This is a genomic window from Bacillus sp. TE8-1 (assembly GCF_008368855.1).
Lineage (GTDB): Bacteria > Bacillota > Bacilli > Bacillales > Bacillaceae_G > Bacillus_A > Bacillus_A cereus.
Window position 1 is genome coordinate 55,061 of record NZ_QPET01000023.1, and the last position, 20,799, is coordinate 75,859.

Sequence of the window (20,799 nt, forward strand, 5' to 3'; positions counted from 1 at the left end):
TGAAGGAAAGCTCCCCACTTGTATACAATTGGGGAGCTTTTTGGCTAATCGTTACGAATCTAATAATGGGATACATACATAGTAACGTTTTATACTAATGAGTTTGCTAACATAAAATAAGAGTTTATATTATTTGATAGAAAAACAGAAATGAGGAGGCAGGGAAAATGCCTGAGCAACACACAAAAGGGGATACGAGCACGATTGTGCTAGAAAAAGAAAATGAGCATTTAACGCCCCAAGAATGCGATATTCTTGGCGAAATTGCAAATATATCATTTGGTTCAGCTTCGACTGTATTATCAACAATTTTAAATAGGCAAGTAAGCATTACTGCTCCTCGTATAGAGTTGGTAGATTTATATGATTCAAGAGATGTCGAAGTTCCACATGTTGTATTAAACATTCATTTTACAAAAGGATTAGATATGGAAAACCTTCTTGTTCTTAAGCAAGATGTTGCATTGTCCATTGCTGATTTAATGATGATGGGAACAGGTGAAGTCGAGGACGGAAAAGAACTTGGTGAATTAGAGCTAAGTGCTGTACAAGAAGCGATGAATCAAATGATGGGATTCGCAGCTACATCTATGTCGGAATTCTTCCAAGATACAGTAGATATGTCTCCGCCGACGATTAAAGTTGTAAAGTTATCAGAAGAAATGGAGAAAATCTCTGAAATCGATGGGAATCATACGATTGTTAAAGTATCGTTTGATTTAAAGATAGATAATCTTGTAAACTCTAAACTTGTACAAATTGTTTCAGTTGAGCATGCGAAACAAATGGTAAATAAATTAATGCAATTATCTGGTGGAGTAGAAGAAACAGACGAACCAGCAGAAGTAGTGGAAACTGAGATTGTAGAAGAAGTTGAAAAAGAGCATTTAACACAAGAAGAGAAAGATGTGCTTGGTGAAATTGCAAATATTTCAATTGGCTCCGCTTCAACAGTATTGTCAACGCTTTTAAATCAGCCAGTTACAATTAGTACACCAAATGTGGAAGCAATCAATGTTCGTCATTATGATGGAGTACCAGTACCATTTGTTATTTTAAATGTCGACTTTGTTGAAGGGCTAAAGAATGAGAATGTATTCGTATTTACGAAAGATGTTGCCTTAACAATGGTAGATTTAATGATGATGGGAACAGGGGAAGTTGACCCAGAAAAAGAGCTTACTGAATTAGAACTGAGCGGTATTAAAGAAATTATGAACCAAATGATGGGTCATGCTGCTACGGCGATGTCAGAAATGTTTCAAGAAAAAATGGACATGACGCCGCCAAATGTTAAATTTGTAACGTTAAAAGAAGAAATGGAATATTTGGGAGAGTCAATGGAAGTGGACGAACTCGTTCAAATTACGTTCAATCTTGAAATTGGCGATTTGCTTCAATCGAAGATGTATCAAATTTTGCCAATTTCCGAAGCGAAAGAAATGGTAAGGCGACTTCTGTATCCGATGGTGGAAGAAGAAGAGATTGCCACAGAAGAAATTGAAGAAGAAAAAATTGTAGAACCAGTTGTGCAACCTATTGAATTTAAAGAAGTAAAACAAATGGAACCAGTATATATGGACACGTCCATTCTACAAAATGTAGAAATGAACGTGAAATTTGTATTTGGAAGTACAGTGAAAACGATTCAAGATATATTAAGTTTACAAGAAAATGAAGCAGTTGTACTAGATGAGGATATTGAGGAACCGATTCGTATTTATGTAAATGATGTATTAGTGGCGTATGGTGAACTTGTAAATGTAGATGGATTTTTTGGAGTAAAAGTGACGAAATCACTATAAGGCATTGAAATAGGAGTTTGAACTAGTAGATGAAAAACGTAAAGTTTTTTCTAATGAGTTGGCTATGCATACATGTGTGCTTGTTCTTCCCCTTGCAAAGTCAGGCTGAGGAACAAATTGAGTCAGATCAAAAAATAAATGAAGTGAATGTACAAGAAGAAAATAAGGAATCTCAAGAATCGTCAGAACAAGTGGAAACGAAGCAAGATGAAGAGAAACAAAAAGAAGCAGAGCAACAAGAAGTAGTAAATAAACAATTGAATGAAAGAAAGATAGAAACAGAACAAGGAATTATTACAGTAAATAAGCCGGAGCTTAGAGTTGGCGAAGAAGTGCGAATTGCTGTAGAACCAAATGGGAAAAACATTGAAAGTATGAAAGGTATATTGCAGTTACAAAAAAATGGCGAGCAATATGCGCAAGAAAGAATACTATCTTTTGAGTATGATGAAGAAACGAAGAGCTGGGTTGCTAACTATAAAGCAGAGGATTTTGATTTGCAAGGTGATTGGAATCTTCAGCTCGTTCAAAGTTACAAAGAGAATGAGAAAGAAGAAATCGTAAAAAATGAAGTGAAAGTCCCGCTCATTCGTATTAAAAATGAAACGCCAACTATAGATAAAGAATTGCCAAAGTTACAGAAAGTTACTATTGATGAAGTAAAAGAGAACTTAGTTGAACGAAAACAGGGAGATTCTATACATATACGAGTAAAAGCGTCAGATATAGAATCGGTTGTAAAAGAAGTGCGCGTTACATTAAAAGGGAAAGAAAATAAAGAGCTTTCGTTTTTATTAGACTACAACAAGCATGATATGGATTGGGAAAAAGTATTTGAAATAACAGAAGCATTGCCGACTGGGCCATACGAATTACTTGTAGAGATAATAGATGCAGCAGGTAATAAACTTGTTGAAGAAAGTGAATATACCATTTCTGTTTTGGCGCCAAAAAACGAAGATGATAAAAAGATAGAAGAGAAAGAGAAAGAAGAGAAATTAGATAATAAACTAGAAAATGAATTAGAAGATAAGAAAGAAAATGAGAAGCAAGAAGATTTGAAAATCAAAAACCCGCTTCTAGAAGAAAAATTGCCGGTTGTTCAAATTCCGAAGCAAGATGAGAAAGTAAATAAGTTTATAAAAGAACCGTTGAAAGAGAAAGAGGAATTTACTTACGTTATAAAAGAGCCGTTCGAAGACAACAAGGAAGTACATAAGGCAAAGGACCAAAAAGAGAAAAGTAACAAACAAGTTGTCTCTAAAAAGAAAGAACAAAAAGAAGAAACGAAAGACAAGGAAGAAGAAAAAGGTGAACAGGGAGTACAAGCTTCGGATGTGTTTACTATCATGTCAGGTTTGTTCGTACTGTTTTTAGTTTTAAAGAGTAATAAAGAATGGGGCTAATTATTTCATAGTAGTGGAGGCGCTTAAATGGAGATTAAACGTACGACAATTGAAGATAAGACGCTACAACCATTAAAACAGCCTGCAGCTATTTCGGAGCATGAAATCCAGAAAGAACGAAAGCGTAGCAATTTAGTGTTTACTGGACAGTCTAAAATTATTTCGAAAAATAATGAAATAGGTATTTTACTTGCAAGTTTAAGTGATGGAAAGATTATGAAGGAAATGCTTTCTAAAGAGATGGATACAGTGTTACAACTTTTTAAAAAGTTACATACATTATCTCAAGAAGGAAAGCAATCAGAAAAAGTGTTTGAACAAGTAATTAGAAGCCTACAAGGACTTATTAAGCAGGCGCACATAAAAGAACTTCCTTTGTTAGATGGAACATATGATTTCGCTGAAGTACAACTATCATTTGGTAGAAAAGTACATATTCCTTTACTAGATGTAAGTGCACTTATCTCTAGAGTGGAAAGTGATTCTTCAGAAGGAAATATAAATTTGATGGTAACGGTTATTACTGCTTATATAACGAAATTGTCTAACGAAACAATTTTAATTAGCGTTACAGACCGCATTGCTAAAGATCGGGATGTAAGTGTATGGAGAGCGCTTGCGGAAATGAACATGACACAATTGTCACAGTCGTTGAAACAAACGATGCAAGAACATAAATGGTCTATGACGTTTCTTTTTCTCTTCATATGGATTGTCGGTATTATTTTAATTCGAGTTATGTAAAAAGGTCGTCACTCCATTGTGACGACCTCTTTTATATTTTTTCGTAGAAGAATGTATCAAATCGCTGAAGATTGTAACGTTCGGGTGTTAAAATTTGTTCCGTACTACCAACAAATAGTACACCGCCTTTTCGTAAAGAACGACTAAATTTTTCGTAAAGTTTTACTCTTGCTTCTTCTGTGAAATATATCATTACATTACGACAAATAATCAAATCATAATTTGTATCGAATGACTGCATTAAAAGGTCATGTTGTTTAAACGAGACGTTTTGTTTAATGTTTTGATGCAATGAATATAGACCATTCTCTTTTGTGAAATGACGTTCTTTCAAATCAGTAGGTAATTCCTTTAACGAACGTTCTGTATATTGAGCGCGTTTTGCGGTTTCTAAAATATGAAAATCAAGATCTGTTGCTTGAATTTCAAAACGAAATGGAGCTAGATGCTTTGATAAAATTAAAGAGAGTGTATATGGTTCTTCACCAGCAGCGCAAGCGGCACTCCATACCTTTAATTTTCCGCTATTTTGTTCGAGTAATTTTGGTAGTGCTTTCGACTCTAAAGTTTGCCATCGTTCTTTATTTCTAAAAAACTCTGAAACGTTAATTGTAATATAGTCAATAAAATTTAAAAATAAATTTTGATCAGCGCGTAATTTGTTTAAAAAATTAGTGTAGTTTTCGAAGCCTTTTCTCGAAATGAAAGCATCGATTCTACGGCGCATTCTATCTTGTTTATATGAAGCGATGTCCATATTGAATTGTTGTTTAAAACTCGCGATAAAATGATCATAATCTTGTTCAATTATCATATTTACAATGGGCACAATAATGGTATTGTGCCTCCCCCTTTACATCATACGAATTTTTTGTTCAAAGCTTTTTTTCATTTGCTTTTCATGTAATCCTGGTAAATCATAAATGACAGCATCAATACCTGCTTCTTTTGCAACATCGACAGGGATGACAGATGTATGTTTGTCACCATTATAAAAACAGAGAACTAAATCAGTGTCTTCAATAATTTGTTTAACAAAAAACATATAATCTGATCGGTAAATGGAGTCGGAAGGATGATCAAAAGCAACATATTCGGCTCCGTGTTTTTTTAAGTAATCAACGACTTCTTGAAATTCATCTGTAATTGCTTGCAATGGTTGCAGCGTGTAAAGGCATAAATTTTGAGCGAGTCTTTCATTCTCAACGAAAAAACGAAGAACCTCATTTTCAATAGATTTATAACATAATATGTAAATTTTATGTTTGTGAGCATAGTCAGTTAAAAATTTTTTAATTTCTTCTTGATCTAATGCTGTTAATTGATTTGAACCACAAAGGAAAATATTCATAGAATTGTGCCACCTCATGCTAAATTGTAACATATCTTTTATAAAAAATAACTGCAAAATATTACTGTTCAGAGTATAATTATAAATAACTGGATTTTACGATTAAGTTTAGGAAGAAATAAAAAAATAAATAGGTGATATATATGCTACGTTCTATCTCGCATAATCCAATTTTATCGCATATACCGCCTGCTACTCAAATGCCGAAAGAAGCAAATGTCAGGACAGGACTTGCATTTTCGGATAATTTGCATGCAGATCCGAAAAAAGATAAATTGCTAGAACAAATGGAAGCGTTTGTCGATAATATTGGAGAAATTAAAGAGAAAATTGAAATGGAATTAACGCTTGATAATGTAATGGAATACAAAAATACAGTAAAATCATTTTTGAATTTTTACGTTGATAATGTATTGCAGTATAAAGATGTCATGTCTCGTCACCCGCGTTACGGATATTCACAGAAAATGACGATTGTGAAACAGGCAGAAATGGGATTGAATGAATTAGAAGATGTTATGAATTTAATTAATACGAAAACAGGACATTTAGAAATGTTAAATCAAATTGGAGAAATCCATGGTTTAATTGTGAATTTAGTCTTGTAAAAGAAAGGAAGCTATATGTACATACAATTATATGAAAAACTCGTTATTATTCAAAAAGCGTATGAAAATATTCAAGCGCTTGGAGAGCAAATATATGATAATTTAAAAAATAAAAATGTAAATGCAGTTCAAAAGTTGCAAGTAGAGCAATTGCAGTACATTGATGGTTTAAAAGGGTTATCAAGCTCATTTGAAGAAATGGTTGTTCAGTTCTGTAAAGAACAAGGGGTTGAATCGTTTCGTGTAAGTGCGTTATTTTCGTATTTTTCTCAAGAAGAAATTGAAAAAATGGAAGAATTACAAAAAAACGTAACTGAATTAGAAGAGAATGTAAAAATGATTCTTTTGAAAAATCAATATTACTTAAACGTACTATTAAAAACTACAGAAAGTATTGTGGATTCTGTTTCTGAATATAACTTAGAGCGAAACAATAATTCGCAAATCTTTATGAATGAACTATTGTAAAGGAGAAGTGAAGCTTTATGAGATTATCTGATTATAATACACCGCTATCGGGTATGTTAGCGGCTCAAATGGGGTTACAAACAACGAAACAAAACTTGTCTAACATTCATACACCGGGTTATGTTCGTCAAATGGTGAATTACGGATCTGTTGGAGCAAGCAATGGTCATACGCCAGAACAGAGAATTGGTTACGGTGTACAAACGCTAGGTGTTGACCGTATTACTGATGAGGTAAAAACGAAGCAGTTTAATGATCAATTATCTCAGCTCTCTTACTATAACTATATGAATTCGACTTTATCACGTGTAGAGTCTATGGTTGGAACGACAGGGAAGAATTCATTATCTAGTTTAATGGACGGTTTCTTTAATGCCTTTCGTGAAGTAGCAAAAAATCCAGAGCAACCAAACTACTATGATACATTAATTTCTGAAACTGGGAAGTTCACAAGTCAAGTGAATCGTCTTGCGAAAAACTTAGATACAGTGGAAGCACAGACAGCAGAAGATATTGAAGCGCATGTTAATGAATTTAATCGTCTGGCTGCTAGTTTAGCAGAAGCGAATCATAAAATTGGACAAGCGGGTACACAAGTGCCGAATCAACTTTTAGACGAACGAGATCGCATCGTTACAGAGATGTCTAAGTATGCAAACATCGAAGTATCTTATGAATCTATGAATCCTAATATCGCGAGTGTTAGAATGAATGGTATTTTAACAGTAAATGGACAAGATACATATCCACTTCAATTAAATAAAGAAAAAGACCCAATGTCAGTTGAGATTTACGGTTCAGAAATCTCTGTAACTAGCGGAGCGATAAAGTCAGCGATTGATACGAAAGCAAAGATTGTTGATTATAAAAAAAATCTCGAAGACTTAATGAGTTCAGTGAAAAATCAAGTGAATACAGTGATGGGAAAAGATTTCTTCGTTGGAGATTATGCGAAGGATATGAAGTTAAATCCAGAATTCCAAAAAGATGTTTCGAAAATGAAAATATCTGCTGAAACAGCAAATAAACTAGCAGCAATTACAGATGGAGATTATAAAGAAGGTCTTTCTTATAAACAAGCATTAGACCAATTTATAGTTCGTGTAGCCTCTGATAAAAGTGCAGTGAATGCTTATCAAAAAATTCATGGCGACTTACTAGAAGGTATTCAGCAAGAAAAAATGAGCGTCGAAGGGGTAAATATGGAAGAGGAAATGGTAAATTTAATGGCCTTCCAAAAATACTTCGTCGCAAATTCTAAAGCTATTACTACGATGAATGAAGTGTTTGATAGTCTATTTTCGATTATTCGATAAGTGATAGTAATTGATTGGAAATATATAAGGAGGAGATAGAAATGAGAGTATCTACATTTCAAAATGCAAACTGGGCAAAGAATCAGTTAATGGATTTGAATGTGCAACAACAATACCATAGAAATCAAGTAACTTCAGGGAAGAAAAATCTTCTTATGAGTGAAGACCCACTTGCAGCGAGTAAATCATTTGCGATTCAACATTCATTGGCAAATATGGAGCAAATGCAAAAAGATATAGCGGATTCGAAAAATGTATTAACACAAACTGAAAATACTTTACAAGGTGTTTTGAAATCTTTAACGAGAGCAGATCAATTAACAGTACAAGCATTAAGTGAGCAAAATGGTGAAAAAGAATTGAAAGCAATCGGTGCAGAGATTGATCAAATTTTAAAACAAGTTGTATATTTAGCGAATACGAAAGAGCAAGGCCGTTATATTTTCGGTGGTGATAGTGCAGAGAAGCCACCATTTACAGAAGATGGTACATACCAGGGCGGAAAAAATGATGTGAACTGGCAACTAAATGACGGTTATGAATTCAAAGCGTTCCGTAACGGAGAAGCATTATTATCCCCGGTTATAAAAACGTTAAAACAGATGAGCGAAGCGATGCAAAAAGGTGACCAAAAAGCGTTACAACCGTTATTAGGAGAAAATAAGAAAAACTTAGATGGCATCATTAACCGTACAACTGAAGTTGGTTCAACAATGAACACAATGGAGACGTTTAAAACAATTTTAAGTGAACAAAATTTAGCGCTTCAAGAAAATCGTAAAGAAATTGAGGATGTCGATTTAGCGGTCGCAATTTCTGACTTAGCATATATAAATGCAACGTATGAAGCGACGCTTAAAGCAGTTAGTACGATGAGTAAAACGAGCATTTTAGATTATATGTAAACGAATAAGGAGTGATACAACATGGCAGGAACATTAACAGGTATTGGCGGTAGACAACAAATTTGGAACCTCGGAAATAATATGATCGATACTTCTAATCTTGTAGAATTAGAACTACAAGCATTAAATATGAAAAAAACACCCTATACAACGGAAAAACAACAACTTACACAAGATAAACAATTATACACAAGTTTAAAAACAGAATTTAGTTCTTTTACACAAACATTTAAAAACTTAGCATCATTTAAAGGAAATGAAAAAAAAGTTACAACAACACAGGATGGCTATATTAATGTAATAGCTGATGGCGGAGCAATCTCGGGAACATTCAATATGACAATTAAGCAACTTGCGCAACGCCATCAAATTGCTTCAAATGATATTAAAATTGATGAAAAATTACCTGCAGAAGAAACATTAGAAATTAATGGGAAACCACTTAAAGTAACAACGGATATGACTTATAAGGACTTAATTAATAAAATTAATGATGGTGACTATGGTGTTTCTGCATATACGCTTGGTGGCAAAGTATTTATGTCTGCTAAAAATGAGGGAATGGGAGGCGAAATTAAGTTTACAAGTGAAAAATCTGATTTGTTCCAAAAAATGGGTTTATCTACAGTGGATGGTAAAGCAGTGAACGTCATTAATGAAGCACAGGATGCAATATACAGTATTAATGGCATTGAAGGGAAAAGTGCTAGTAATACAATTGAAACACTCCCTGGTGTAAAAGTGGAGTTATTAAAAGTAACTGAATCGAAGGTAACGGACGGTGGAACTGGTACAGACACAAAAGGAATAGATTTAAAATTTACAGTAAGTGATTCAAATGTAACCGACGCATCCAACCTTATTAAAAAAATGGTGGCAGATTATAATAAAGCGGTTTCTACAGTAGATCTTTTTGCTGGAAAAGGTGGAGCCTTCCAGGGACAAGTAATTATGCAAAGCATACGTCAAGTAATGAATAGCGTTGTAACATTTTCTCAAGATGATAATTATTTATTTAATTTTGGTATCCAAATAAAGCAGGATGGGACATTAGAAGTCGATGATGAAGCTCTAACAAAGGCATTAAAAGAAAAGCCAGATACAGCTAAACAGTTTTTCTTTAGCTCAAATGGTTTAGGGAAAATGATGGAGGCCCCGCTTGAAAAGCTTTTCGGTGATAAAGGTGTCGTTGGGGAACGAGTAAAGAGTATAGATTCGCGTGTAAGTGATTTAGATAGAAAAATTAGCGATATTGATATGCAAAATAAACAAAAGCAAGATGAAATTGTGAAGAAGTATCAAAAGCTAGAAAGTACATTGGCGGCGCTTGATAGCCAACTAAAAACAATTAAAGCAATGACAAAACAAAAAAGTGATGATTAATGAAAGTTGAGGAAGTGATCGTATGCAAGCATGGCAACGTTATATGCAAAATGATATTATGACGAGTAACCCAATTAAAAATACAATTTTTATTTATGAAAGATGTATTGTAGAGTTTCGTAATTTAGAAGAACTTTTACATACTTTTAAACTACAAGAAGGGGACGCACTTCTTGAAAAATTAGAACGTATTTTTGAAGAACTAAAGCTTCAATTAAATCCTGAGATTACGAAAGATTTATATGACAGTCTCTATGGTTTATATGATTGGATTAGCATTCAAATTCAAACGATGAAAGTAACGCGTGAAGCGAAAGATATTGATGCAATTGTGAAAGTGTTACAAGATTTAATAGACGGCTACCGCGGAGCACTTGAAAATGAACAATGATATTTATCGGACGTTTGTCGACTGTTTTAATGAAATCGGTGAATTGCAAGTGTCAGATAGAGAGTTTGCTGAGAAGAGTGAGATGTTAAATCGCTGGATGATGACATTGGATGAAGAAACGCGTGCGCAAGTTGCAATAGAAGTAAGCCCGCTAATTATTAAGGCAGCTCAGCATATTCGGGATAAGCAAAGGATTTTAGAAGAAATGATTATGGAAAACAATGGGCGAATGAAGGCTAATTCATTTTACGGTAAATATTAATAATAACGTCTGGAAACAGATTCCCCTTTTAAAAGGGGGTCTATTCCTTCGTTTACATAAAGAACTCCACTGATTGAGGTTTCATTTTATGACTGTGATGAAAAAATAATAGTAATCTAAATAATAGAAAAATGGACTTTAGTTTGTAGTTTATATATTGAAATGTTCTATAGATTACTATGTGTATACAGTTTTTTGCATTCTTTTTTATATTTTTGTATTTTTCTAAAGACAACAATGAAAAAATGGAATAAAATATGTAAGGGTACATAATAGTAAATATTTTAATAAACGCATATAAGAAAATAAATAATGAAGTGAAACTTCTATCAGTGGATCATTACGTTAGAAAAGAAAGGGTGTGGAATATGCCAGATTTAGTGAGTGATGTAAGCCATTATATGAATTATTTAGTGACGAAACGAAATACTGTTTCTAGTAATATTGCAAATGCAAATACACCTGGCTATAAAGCACAGGATGTAACATTTGCTGAGCAGATGAATAAAAGTAGTGCGTTATATAAAAATAATGCGGCTGATTTAAAGAGCAATCCAGATTTATATCAAACGAATGAAATGCACTTACCAACAGTAAATACGAAAAATACATATGCAAAGATTCAAACAAAATCAATGCAAACGAATAAAGACGGAAATAGTGTGGATGTAACGACAGAAATGCTAGATTTAATGAAAGCAAATCAGTTATACGGTATTTCAATTAACGCAATTAATACACAATATGCAATTAACCAAGCGGCACGCGGACGTTAAAAGTAGAAGGAGAGACAACGGATGTTTCAGGCAATTAATGCAAGTGGCTCAGGACTAACGACAGCGAGAAAGTGGATGGAAGTTACTTCTAACAATATTGTAAATGCAAATACGACGGCGGCTCCGGGGGCAGATCTATATGAGCGTCGTAGTGTGGTGTTAGAATCAAACAATAGTTTTGCAAGTATGTTAGATGGGGCTCCTACTAATGGAGTAAAAATAAAAAGTATTGAAGCAGACAAAACGGAAAATTTAGTGTATGATCCGACGCATCCGCACGCAAATGAAGAAGGATATGTACGTTATCCCAATATTGATGTAACTGCTGAAATGACGAATGTAATGGTTGCTCAAAAAATGTATGAAGCGAATATGAGTGTATTAAATGCGAATAAAAAAATGCTTGATAAAGATTTAGAAATTGGCCGAGGATAAGGGGGAAGATAGTAATATGAAAATTCAACCAATGTTACATACACAACCATTTGGAGCAATTCAGTCAATTGGTGCACCGAAAACTTCTCAAACATCGGTAGCTCCGGAGAAAAAGTTTATTGATTTATTGGAAGATATGAATCAAACACAAAACAATGCACAAACAGCAGTATATGATTTACTAACTAAAGGGGTAGGAGAAACACATGACGTTTTAATTCAGCAAAAGAAAGCTGAGTCTCAAATGAAAACGGCTGCTCTCGTACGTGATAATCTTATTGAAAATTATAAGTCACTAATTAATATGCAAATTTAGGAAAGTGGACGGGTGTGTTTAAATGGAAAAGATGAAAAATGTTATCCAATCGTTAAAAACGTGGCATAAGTTAGTAATCGGTGCTGCGCTTTTAGCGATTGTAACAGGAGCACTTTTATACTTCACCTTGCCAGATAAATATGTTGTTGTATATCAAAATTTAAATGATGCAGATAAACAAGAGATTACAGCAGAATTATCGAAGTTAGGTGTCGATTACCAATTAGCGGCCGATGGTTCAATTCGTGTGCAAAAGAATGATGCTCCATGGGTTCGAAAAGAAATGAATGGGATGGGCTTACCGTTTAATTCGAAAAGCGGTGAGGAAATTTTATTAGAAAGCTCGCTCGGTTCAAGTGAGCAAGATAAAAAAATGAAGCAAATTGTCGGTACGAAGAAGCAATTGGAGCAAGATATTGTAAGAAACTTTGCGACAGTTGAAACGGCAAATGTTCAAATTACATTGCCTGAAAAAGAGACAATTTTTGATGAAGAAAAAGCGAAAGGAACAGCGGCGATTACGGTTGGAGTGAAGCGTGGACAATTGTTAACAGCTGATCAAGTTGCGGGTATACAGCAAATGATAAGTGCAGCGGTTCCTGGTGTGAAAGCAGAAGAAGTAAGTGTTATTGATAGTAAAAAAGGTGTTATCTCAAAAGGGACAGATGAAGCACATTCTAGTAGTTCCTCTTCTTACGAGAAAGAAGTAGAGATGCAGCATCAACTTGAAGGTAAATTAAAGCAAGACATTGATGCAACGTTAATGACGATGTTTAAACCGAATGAATATAAAGTGAATACGAAAGTATCTGTAAACTACGATGAAGTTACACGTCAGTCAGAGAAGTATGGTGACAAAGGTGTACTTCGTAGTAAACAAGAGCAAGAGGAAAGCTCTACTGCGCAAGAAGGGGCAGATACGAAGCAAGGTGCTGGTATTACAGCTAACGGTGAAGTGCCAAACTACGGTACGAACAATAATCAAAATGGTAAAGTTGTCTACGATAATAAAAATGGCAACAAAATTGAAAATTATGAAATAGATAAAACAGTTGAAACAATTAAGAAACACCCAGAATTAACGAAAACGAATGTTGTTGTATGGGTAGATAATGATACGTTAGTAAAACGTAGAATTGATATGACAACTTTTAAAGAAGCAATCGGAACAGCGGCAGGACTTCAAGCTGATCCGAACGGTAACTTTATAAATGGTCAAGTTAACGTTGTAACTGTTCAGTTCGATCAGCCGAAAGCCGAAAAAGAGAAAGAGCTAGAAAAAAGTGGTATGAACTGGTGGTTATTCGGTGGAATTACAGCTGGCTTATTAGTAATCGGTGGTCTAGTATGGTTCTTATTAGCAAGACGTAAGAGAAAGAAAGAAGAAGAGGAATATGAAGAATACTTAGCAGAAGAGGAAATTGCTGCAAGTAATGAAAGTATCTTGGAAATTCCTGAAGAAAAAATAGTGCCAGAGCCAAAACCTGAACCAGAAGAACCGAAAGAACCAACGTTAGATGAACAAGTGCAGGATGCTACGAAAGAACATGTAGAAGGTACTGCAAAAGTAATTAAAAAATGGTTAAACGGACAGTAAGGGAGGAACAATGATGTTAGATGAAATCTCCTCCAAAGAAAAAGCTGCCATCCTTATTCGTACATTAGAAGAAGGGGTGGCAGCAAAAGTCATTGAATATATGACAGCTGAGGAAAAAGAAGTATTACTTCGTGAAATTGCGAAGTTTCGTGTATATAAACCAGAAACGTTAGAGAATGTACTAGGAGAGTTCTTATATGAACTAAATGTAAAAGAATTGAACTTAGTCACTCCAGATAAAGAGTATATTCGTCGTATATTTAAAAACATGCCAGAAGACGAACTGGAAAAATTATTGGAAGACCTTTGGTATAACAAAGATAATCCATTTGAATTCTTAAATTCACTTACAGATTTAGAACCACTTCTTACAGTGCTTAATGATGAGTCACCACAAACAATTGCAATTATCGCTTCTTATATTAAACCGCAACTTGCGTCTCAATTAATTGAGAGATTGCCAGATCATAAGCGAGTAGAAACGGTAATGGGTATTGCGAAACTAGAACAAGTTGATGGTGAATTAATTAATCAAATTGGTGAGTTGTTAAAAACGAAATTAAATAATATGGCATTTAGTGCAATTAATAAAACTGATGGCTTGAAAACAATCGTAAACATTTTAAATAATGTTTCACGAGGTGTTGAAAAAACAGTCTTTCAAAAACTGGATGAAGTCGATTATGAGTTATCTGAGAAAATTAAAGAAAATATGTTTGTCTTTGAAGACTTACTTGGTCTTGAAGATCTTGCGCTTCGCCGTGTATTAGAAGAAATTACAGATAACGGTGTTCTTGCGAAAGCACTTAAAATTGCAAAAGAAGAAATTAAAGAGAAATTATTTACATGTATGTCTTCAAACCGTAAAGAGATGATTCTAGAAGAATTAGATGGCTTAGGACCGCTTAAGATGACGGATGCTGAAAAAGCGCAGCAAACGATCACTGGTACAGTGAAAAAGCTAGAGAAAGAAGGAAGAATTATCGTTCAAAGAGGTGAAGAGGATGTCCTTATTTAAAAACAGAATTCCGAAGAATTCTGTTTCTTTTTCTGAAGAAACGTATGAATTACAATTTCCAAAACCAGCTTCAGTCCAAATAGAAGAGGAAGAATTACAAGTAGATCATGCAGAGCTTCGCGCCCAGCAAGAATCATTACATATGGAAATGAATCAGCTAAGGCAAGAGCAGCAAATGCTAGAACGAGAGCGTCAGCAGTTATTACAAGATAAAGAACAATTTCAAATGCATATTCATGAACAAATGGAACAGATGGAAGCAGCGCGTGTGCAGTTTCAAAAAGAACAACAAGAAATAGCATATGAATGGACAGAGTTATTATGGGATCAATCATTTCATTTAGCAGAAAAAATCGTGAATCAAGCGGTAGATTCACGATTGCTTGATGTGCTACCTATTTTAACTGGCATCGTGCAAACATTGCCAACTTCGTTTGAAAAATTAATCATTACAGTACATCCAGAAACGTTTGAACGTATTCAAGAAGAGAAGGAGAATACGAAAGAATATTGGTTACTACAATTAGTAGAATGGAAATATGATTTCTCCCTGCAGTTTGGTGAATTTGTTCTGGAAGAAGAGAAAGAGTTCTTTGAATTTAAATTTGCACCTATATTTGCGAAACTTCGTCAGAAATGGGAAGAAGAGAAGTTATTTGAGGAGCAAAATGTATGAGCCGCCTGTTAATGAATGAGAACGAAAAATGGAATAAGTTCATTGAAACACCGCTGTATACGAAAGTAGGCAAAGTTCATAGTGTACAAGAACAGTTTTTCGTAGCAAAAGGGCCGAAAGCGAAGATCGGAGATGTTTGCTTCGTTGGAGAACATAACGTCTTATGTGAAGTGATTGCCATTGAAAAAGAAAATAATATGCTACTTCCATTTGAACAGACAGAAAAAGTATGTTATGGAGATTCAGTGACATTAGTTTCAGAAGATGTTGTTGTACCACGTGGTAATCACTTGCTCGGAAAAGTGTTAAGTGCAAATGGTGAAGTGTTAAATGAGGAAGCTGAAAACATTCCATTACAGAAAATAAAACTAGATGCACCACCTATACATGCATTTGAACGTGAAGAGATTACCGATGTATTTGAAACAGGAATAAAATCAATTGATTCTATGCTAACAATTGGTATCGGTCAAAAGATTGGTATTTTTGCTGGGTCAGGTGTTGGTAAATCAACTTTACTTGGAATGATAGCAAAAAATGCAAAAGCTGATATAAATGTTATTAGTTTAGTAGGAGAACGTGGCCGGGAAGTAAAAGACTTTATTCGAAAAGAGTTAGGCGAGGAAGGTATGCGAAAAAGCGTCGTTGTTGTAGCGACGTCAGATGAAAGTCATCTTATGCAACTTCGTGCAGCGAAACTTGCAACGTCTATTGCTGAATACTTCCGTGATCAAGGCAATAACGTATTACTTATGATGGACTCTGTTACTCGTTTTGCCGATGCACGAAGAAGTGTTGATATTGCTGTTAAAGAGTTACCGATTGGTGGTAAAACACTGTTAATGGAAAGTTATATGAAGAAGTTGTTAGAGCGTTCCGGAAAAACACAAAAGGGATCTATAACAGGTATTTATACGGTGCTTGTTGATGGGGACGATTTAAATGGTCCTGTACCAGATTTAGCACGTGGTATTTTAGATGGACATATCGTATTAAAGCGTGAGCTTGCAACGCTTAGTCATTATCCTGCAATTTCAGTATTAGATTCAGTAAGTAGGATTATGGAAGAAATTGTTTCGCCACATCATTGGCAACTTGCAAATGAAATGAGAAAGATTTTATCAATTTATAAAGAAAATGAATTGTATTTTAAGCTAGGAACGATTCAAGAAAATGAAGAAAATGCTTATATTTTTGAATGTAAAAATAAAGTAGAAGGCATAAATACATTTTTAAAGCAAGGTCGATCGGATAGTTTTCAATTTGATGATATCGTTGAAGCGATACAGCATATAGTATAAGGCCTCTGCATAAGAGGTCTTATTTTTTTGTTTTTTAATATTTCACAGATTTTTTTGGAAAAAAACTATATAATAGAAAAAGAGAACGTTATAATAGAAAGGGGTTATGAAAACAGGTGGATAAACAGCAGTACGACACAATAAAATTGCAAATAAATCAAGAAAAAGAACATATTTTAAAAGAAGTGTATGAATTAACAGCTGAAAAAAGAAAAATAGAACAAAAAAAAGAATATGATTTATATGTTGTGAAATCGCGTAGTAAAGTCGTACAAACTGGGCAACGTATTATGGCTGGTATGCTTTCTTCACATACGTTTTCACCTGAAAGAATAGAAGAATGGAATCGGAAAATTAAAAAAACGGAAGGTTTTATTCAAAAAAATGAAAGTCTTTTAGAGCAAGTAAAAGAAAAAGAACGTGTCATTGATGAGATGTATCAAGAAGATTGCAAAAAGCTTGCGAAAGCACAAGAAAAGCTGGAAGAAAAAATGCTTCTGGATTTGAAAATGTGTATGAATGGATGAGGTGAATGTAGTGATACAGTCTGTATTACCGGTGCAACAAAGTTTACCTCCGCAAAAAGAAAAAGGGCTAGAAGTACAATCAAAAAATGAAGATTCTTCATTCGATCGTACGATGAGAATGGAAAATAAAAAACAGCCGCAAACGGAGAAAACGAAACGAGAAGAAGCACCAAAAGAAGAGAGAAAAGATTATATTCTTTCTAAAAAATCGGTAACGGAAGAAGAACCTATTGTAAAGAAAGAAGAAAAAAAAGAGACAGAACAGTTGTTATTAGCTGTATCTGAGCAAATGGTTGCAATTGAGCAATTACATGTGCAGCCGGAATTGTTATATCAATACATACAAAAAATACAAGAGCTATATAAAGAATATGGCAATATTAAACTTAACGAATTACCTGCAGCTGAATTACAACAATTACAAGAACTTCTTTCAAATATGAATATCAAAAATGCTATATGTTTAGAAGATACAATGCAAATGGTATTAGAAAAAATGAAGATGCCAGAGCAAGCGATGCAAGCATTGAAGGCTGTAGAAACAGAAACTTGTAATATTGCAAAGGAACAAGAAGAGTTTAAAGAGGTAGATCTTCCGAAACTTGAGAGCGATGATGCAAAGGTAGAGTTGCCAGAAGTTGATGCATTAAACGATTCGAGCTCTGCAGGTGCAGAATTATTAAATAAAACGACGAGTACCGAACAAATAGGGAAATCAAATAGTGGTGCTGAGAAAGTTTCGTTACCTGACTTAGGAAAGAAAATGGAAGCGCAAGTAGAAGCGCTGCAAAAATTTGTAGTGAAACAAGAACGTGTTTTATTCCAGTTAAATCCAGAAAAACTTGGTACATTAACAGTGTTTATGAAAAAACACGGAGATCAAATTGACGTTCACGTAGAAATGGAAAAACACGATGCGAAAAAACGTGTTGAAATCATTTTTGATGAATTGAGATTAAAGTTAAAAGAAAAAGAAATCAATATTCAAATTAGCTATTCAGATAAAGATGAAAATCGTAAAGAACAGCGAGAACAAGAGCAAAGGCAAAAACAGAAATTAGCAAATACAAATCATGAAAAACAACAATCAACAGAATTTGCGGGATTATTGGAGGAATAAAGCGTGCCAACAGTTGGATTAAATACAACGAGTACAAATCATATTCCGTTACAAGCAGGAGCGCAAAAAAGTAATGTACCTGTTAATGGTGTACAATCGCCAGTGCAACAAAGTAATGGAGTTTCAGCAGGAGCGCAAAAGACTCCTGGGGTAATGGGGAAAGATGATTTCTTAAAATTGTTTTTATCAAGTTTCCAACATCAAGATCCATTTAATGCGATGGATATGAATCAAATGATGAATCAGACAGCGCAGTTATCTCTTATGGAACAAGTACAGAATATGACGAAAGCAGTAGATAAGCTGCAATCAACGATGTATTCAACAGCACTTGATGGTGGAATGAAGTTTTTAGGGAAATACGTAAGAGGTGTTGACGGTGACGGAAACAAAGTAACCGGTCAAGTAGAAACAGTTCGTCTTGCGGAAAATAACGATGTACAGCTCGTTATTAATAATAAAGTTGTCTCTCTTCGTTTCGTTGAGAGAGTGTCTGATAAACCGATTGGGGAAACGAACCCAGAAGACGCAAAGAAAGACGATCAAAAAGTAACTGAAGAAGTAAAAAATACAAATTCATAAGGAGTGTCCATACGTTATGATTAAAGCGTTATATACAAGTATTACAGGGATGAATGCAACACAAAATGCATTAAGTGTAACTTCAAATAATATTGCCAATGCACAAACAGTAGGTTATAAAAAACAAAAAGCAATGTTTGATGATTTACTATATAACAATTCGATTGGTGCAAAAGGTGACGGTAAATACGCAGGAACGAATCCGAAAAGTATTGGTAACGGTGTGAAAATGAGTGGTACGGTTACGGATTATAGTGATGGTACAATTACGTTAACAGGTGGCAAAACACAAGCAGCAATGGAAGGTAATGGTTTCTTCGTTGTAGGTGATTCAAAAGGCGGAAATATGGAATTTACTCGTAAAGGTACGTTTGGGATATCTTCAGATTACTATATTACGAATACTGAAGGTCAATACGTGTTTGCATACCCTGCAAATGAGGCAACTGGTGAAGTTGATTTATCTGGAATTCCAGGACCGTTGCAAATTCCAATGGGAACAGCAATTGGTGGTATTCGAACATCAAAAGGGACAATTAAAGGGAATATTCCAACTGGTGAAAAACAAATTACACAAGATTTACCTGTATATGATAATGCGGGGAATACATGGACAATGCGTGTAGAGTTTAAACAAACGAGTGAACATAACTATACATATAAAGTACAAATGCGCAATGACTCGAAAAAAGAAACAGAGTTTAAAGATGTTCCAGGTGCAGGTGGTAATATGACATTTGATGCTGTTGGAAATCCAAATCCGAAAGAGCAAGGAGCCAATATTCCATTTGATGGCGGTTCTATAAAATTAGACTTAAGCCATTTAACAAATCATCCAACAGATAAAACATTATCAGTAACAGACGTAGATGGTAGAGCAGCAGCGACGGTTAAAGATTGCTTCATTGCTGATGGTGGTTATGTGATGGTAAAATATTCTGATGGAAGTATGAAATCTGCAGGTCAATTAGCTGTTGCGATGTTCCCGAACGAAGGCGGACTAATGAAAACAGGTAATGGTAACTATACAGCGACGAATACAACAGGTATTTTAGCTCTTGGTACATCTGGTCAAAACGGTGCAGGTAAAGTACGCGGTGGTGCACAAGAAGGTGCTAACGTAGATTTATCTGTAGAATTCGTTGACTTAATGTTATACCAACGCGGATTCCAAGGAAATGCGAAAGTAATTAAAGTTTCAGATGAAGTATTAAATGAAGTTGTAAACTTAATTCGATAATATATCGCATGGAAAAAATGTAATGGAGTAGAAAGGGTTTTTTATTCGTATGACAAGACAAGAGCGAATTTTACAATTGCCTTTTTTCGAAAATAAACGTGAACTTGCCGAGCAAGTATTAAAAATAGAACGAGAAGAGCATGTATATTTACCAGATCAATTTGAAATTAAGCAAGTGCCACCGTATTCATTTGGCGAAAAACAAGCAATCATTGGCCGTATCCATGAGTTTTATTTCATAAGTGTTGGTAGCGATACTGTTTGGAAGTATCAACTGTTTAAGGATGAGATGAAGTGTCGTGAGTTTTTTGTTATGTTGCCAAATATTACGGATCAGCAGATAGCGTTTTGGTTTAATAACATAGAGTTATTGAAAAGTTCTTAAAAAGATCTTAAAAGCTCTTTTTAGGATTGACGAGAGGACCCAGCGTTGTTTTGGAGCGGTTAGTGCCTAATAGGGAATCGACTGGTGTGTAAGGACAGAGGTATGGAGAGTTACTAGGGTAGTATAAGAAGAGGTAAGCAAAGTTTAGTGTGGATAAAAAGCTATGATCCAGAAGAGCTCCTAGTTG

24 protein-coding genes are annotated in these 20,799 nt (G+C 34.6%); 22 read left to right on the plus strand and 2 right to left on the minus strand.

Annotated elements, in window-relative coordinates; all coding sequences use genetic code 11:
- Window positions 1-167: 167 nt before the first annotated feature.
- From DN404_RS21305 to DN404_RS21315, 3 genes are read left to right on the plus strand one after another with little or no spacing between them, the layout of a single operon-like run.
- A complete protein-coding gene (locus DN404_RS21305; protein ID WP_149215430.1) occupies window positions 168-1,805 on the plus strand; it encodes a flagellar motor switch protein in 1,638 nt (545 codons plus the stop codon).
- Between the two features lie 29 nt (window positions 1,806-1,834).
- Complete coding sequence (locus DN404_RS21310; protein ID WP_149215431.1) at window positions 1,835-3,211, plus strand: transglycosylase; 1,377 nt, start codon at window positions 1,835-1,837, stop codon at window positions 3,209-3,211.
- A 27-nt stretch (window positions 3,212-3,238) separates the two neighbouring features.
- Complete coding sequence (locus tag DN404_RS21315) at window positions 3,239-3,955, plus strand: hypothetical protein (RefSeq protein ID WP_149215432.1); 717 nt, start codon at window positions 3,239-3,241, stop codon at window positions 3,953-3,955.
- A gap of 31 nt (window positions 3,956-3,986) precedes the next feature.
- Here DN404_RS21315 and DN404_RS21320 read toward each other — a convergent pair whose 3' ends face one another.
- Entirely contained in the window at window positions 3,987-4,769 is a 783-nt protein-coding gene (locus DN404_RS21320; RefSeq protein ID WP_021728666.1) for a CheR family methyltransferase, read from the minus strand.
- 39 nt (window positions 4,770-4,808) lie between these two features.
- Window positions 4,809-5,306 carry a flagellar motor switch protein FliG gene (locus DN404_RS21325; RefSeq protein ID WP_001020110.1) on the minus strand — a complete coding sequence of 166 codons (498 nt, stop codon included), beginning with the start codon at window positions 5,304-5,306 and terminating at the stop codon, window positions 4,809-4,811.
- A gap of 143 nt (window positions 5,307-5,449) precedes the next feature.
- Here DN404_RS21325 and DN404_RS21330 point away from each other — a divergent pair, with 143 nt between their 5' ends.
- From DN404_RS21330 to DN404_RS21420, 19 genes are all read left to right on the plus strand, one after another.
- The gene (locus DN404_RS21330; RefSeq protein ID WP_000946323.1) at window positions 5,450-5,914 is read left to right on the plus strand and encodes a YaaR family protein; all 465 of its coding nucleotides are present in this window, start codon (window positions 5,450-5,452) and stop codon (window positions 5,912-5,914) included.
- A gap of 15 nt (window positions 5,915-5,929) precedes the next feature.
- Window positions 5,930-6,382, plus strand: coding sequence for a hypothetical protein (locus tag DN404_RS21335; protein ID WP_149215433.1), 453 nt, complete (start codon window positions 5,930-5,932; stop codon window positions 6,380-6,382).
- Between the two features lie 17 nt (window positions 6,383-6,399).
- A complete protein-coding gene (gene flgK / locus DN404_RS21340) occupies window positions 6,400-7,698 on the plus strand; it encodes a flagellar hook-associated protein FlgK (protein ID WP_001239713.1) in 1,299 nt (432 codons plus the stop codon).
- Window positions 7,699-7,739: 41 nt separating this feature from the next.
- On the plus strand, window positions 7,740-8,603 hold the full coding sequence (locus DN404_RS21345) for a flagellar hook-associated protein 3 (RefSeq protein WP_001266413.1): 864 nt from the start codon (window positions 7,740-7,742) through the stop codon (window positions 8,601-8,603).
- A gap of 21 nt (window positions 8,604-8,624) precedes the next feature.
- On the plus strand, window positions 8,625-9,986 hold the full coding sequence (locus DN404_RS21350; protein ID WP_006922666.1) for a flagellar hook-associated protein 2: 1,362 nt from the start codon (window positions 8,625-8,627) through the stop codon (window positions 9,984-9,986).
- A gap of 22 nt (window positions 9,987-10,008) precedes the next feature.
- Window positions 10,009-10,377 carry a flagellar export chaperone FliS gene (locus tag DN404_RS21355; RefSeq protein ID WP_001149516.1) on the plus strand — a complete coding sequence of 123 codons (369 nt, stop codon included), beginning with the start codon at window positions 10,009-10,011 and terminating at the stop codon, window positions 10,375-10,377.
- A complete protein-coding gene (locus DN404_RS21360; protein WP_006922667.1) occupies window positions 10,367-10,639 on the plus strand; it encodes a hypothetical protein in 273 nt (90 codons plus the stop codon). Before DN404_RS21355 ends, DN404_RS21360 begins: the two co-directional genes overlap by 11 nt.
- A 317-nt stretch (window positions 10,640-10,956) precedes the next feature.
- A complete protein-coding gene (gene flgB, locus DN404_RS21365) occupies window positions 10,957-11,415 on the plus strand; it encodes a flagellar basal body rod protein FlgB (RefSeq protein WP_370512803.1) in 459 nt (152 codons plus the stop codon).
- A 21-nt stretch (window positions 11,416-11,436) separates the two neighbouring features.
- Window positions 11,437-11,850, plus strand: coding sequence for a flagellar basal body rod protein FlgC (gene flgC, locus DN404_RS21370; RefSeq protein ID WP_149215434.1), 414 nt, complete (start codon window positions 11,437-11,439; stop codon window positions 11,848-11,850).
- 16 nt (window positions 11,851-11,866) lie between these two features.
- Window positions 11,867-12,166, plus strand: coding sequence for a flagellar hook-basal body complex protein FliE (gene fliE, locus DN404_RS21375; protein ID WP_000701670.1), 300 nt, complete (start codon window positions 11,867-11,869; stop codon window positions 12,164-12,166).
- Between the two features lie 22 nt (window positions 12,167-12,188).
- Window positions 12,189-13,763 carry a flagellar M-ring protein FliF C-terminal domain-containing protein gene (locus tag DN404_RS21380; RefSeq protein WP_149215435.1) on the plus strand — a complete coding sequence of 525 codons (1,575 nt, stop codon included), beginning with the start codon at window positions 12,189-12,191 and terminating at the stop codon, window positions 13,761-13,763.
- Window positions 13,764-13,776: 13 nt separating this feature from the next.
- On the plus strand, window positions 13,777-14,781 hold the full coding sequence (fliG, locus tag DN404_RS21385; protein ID WP_065224024.1) for a flagellar motor switch protein FliG: 1,005 nt from the start codon (window positions 13,777-13,779) through the stop codon (window positions 14,779-14,781).
- On the plus strand, window positions 14,768-15,457 hold the full coding sequence (locus DN404_RS21390; protein WP_149215436.1) for a FliH/SctL family protein: 690 nt from the start codon (window positions 14,768-14,770) through the stop codon (window positions 15,455-15,457). Before fliG ends, DN404_RS21390 begins: the two co-directional genes overlap by 14 nt.
- Entirely contained in the window at window positions 15,454-16,758 is a 1,305-nt protein-coding gene (gene fliI / locus DN404_RS21395) for a flagellar protein export ATPase FliI (protein WP_000088693.1), read from the plus strand. Before DN404_RS21390 ends, fliI begins: the two co-directional genes overlap by 4 nt.
- Window positions 16,759-16,874: 116 nt before the next feature.
- Window positions 16,875-17,285 carry a hypothetical protein gene (locus DN404_RS21400; RefSeq protein WP_000360855.1) on the plus strand — a complete coding sequence of 137 codons (411 nt, stop codon included), beginning with the start codon at window positions 16,875-16,877 and terminating at the stop codon, window positions 17,283-17,285.
- A 10-nt stretch (window positions 17,286-17,295) separates the two neighbouring features.
- Entirely contained in the window at window positions 17,296-18,405 is a 1,110-nt protein-coding gene (locus DN404_RS21405; RefSeq protein WP_044584277.1) for a flagellar hook-length control protein FliK, read from the plus strand.
- Between the two features lie 3 nt (window positions 18,406-18,408).
- Window positions 18,409-18,987 carry a flagellar hook assembly protein FlgD gene (locus tag DN404_RS21410; protein WP_001143460.1) on the plus strand — a complete coding sequence of 193 codons (579 nt, stop codon included), beginning with the start codon at window positions 18,409-18,411 and terminating at the stop codon, window positions 18,985-18,987.
- Window positions 18,988-19,003: 16 nt separating this feature from the next.
- Window positions 19,004-20,227: a flagellar hook protein FlgE gene (locus tag DN404_RS21415; RefSeq protein ID WP_000588321.1), complete on the plus strand. Its 1,224-nt coding sequence runs from the start codon at window positions 19,004-19,006 to the stop codon at window positions 20,225-20,227.
- A 49-nt stretch (window positions 20,228-20,276) separates the two neighbouring features.
- Window positions 20,277-20,612 carry a DUF3964 family protein gene (locus DN404_RS21420; protein ID WP_000198170.1) on the plus strand — a complete coding sequence of 112 codons (336 nt, stop codon included), beginning with the start codon at window positions 20,277-20,279 and terminating at the stop codon, window positions 20,610-20,612.
- The last annotated feature ends 187 nt before the right edge of the window (window positions 20,613-20,799 follow it).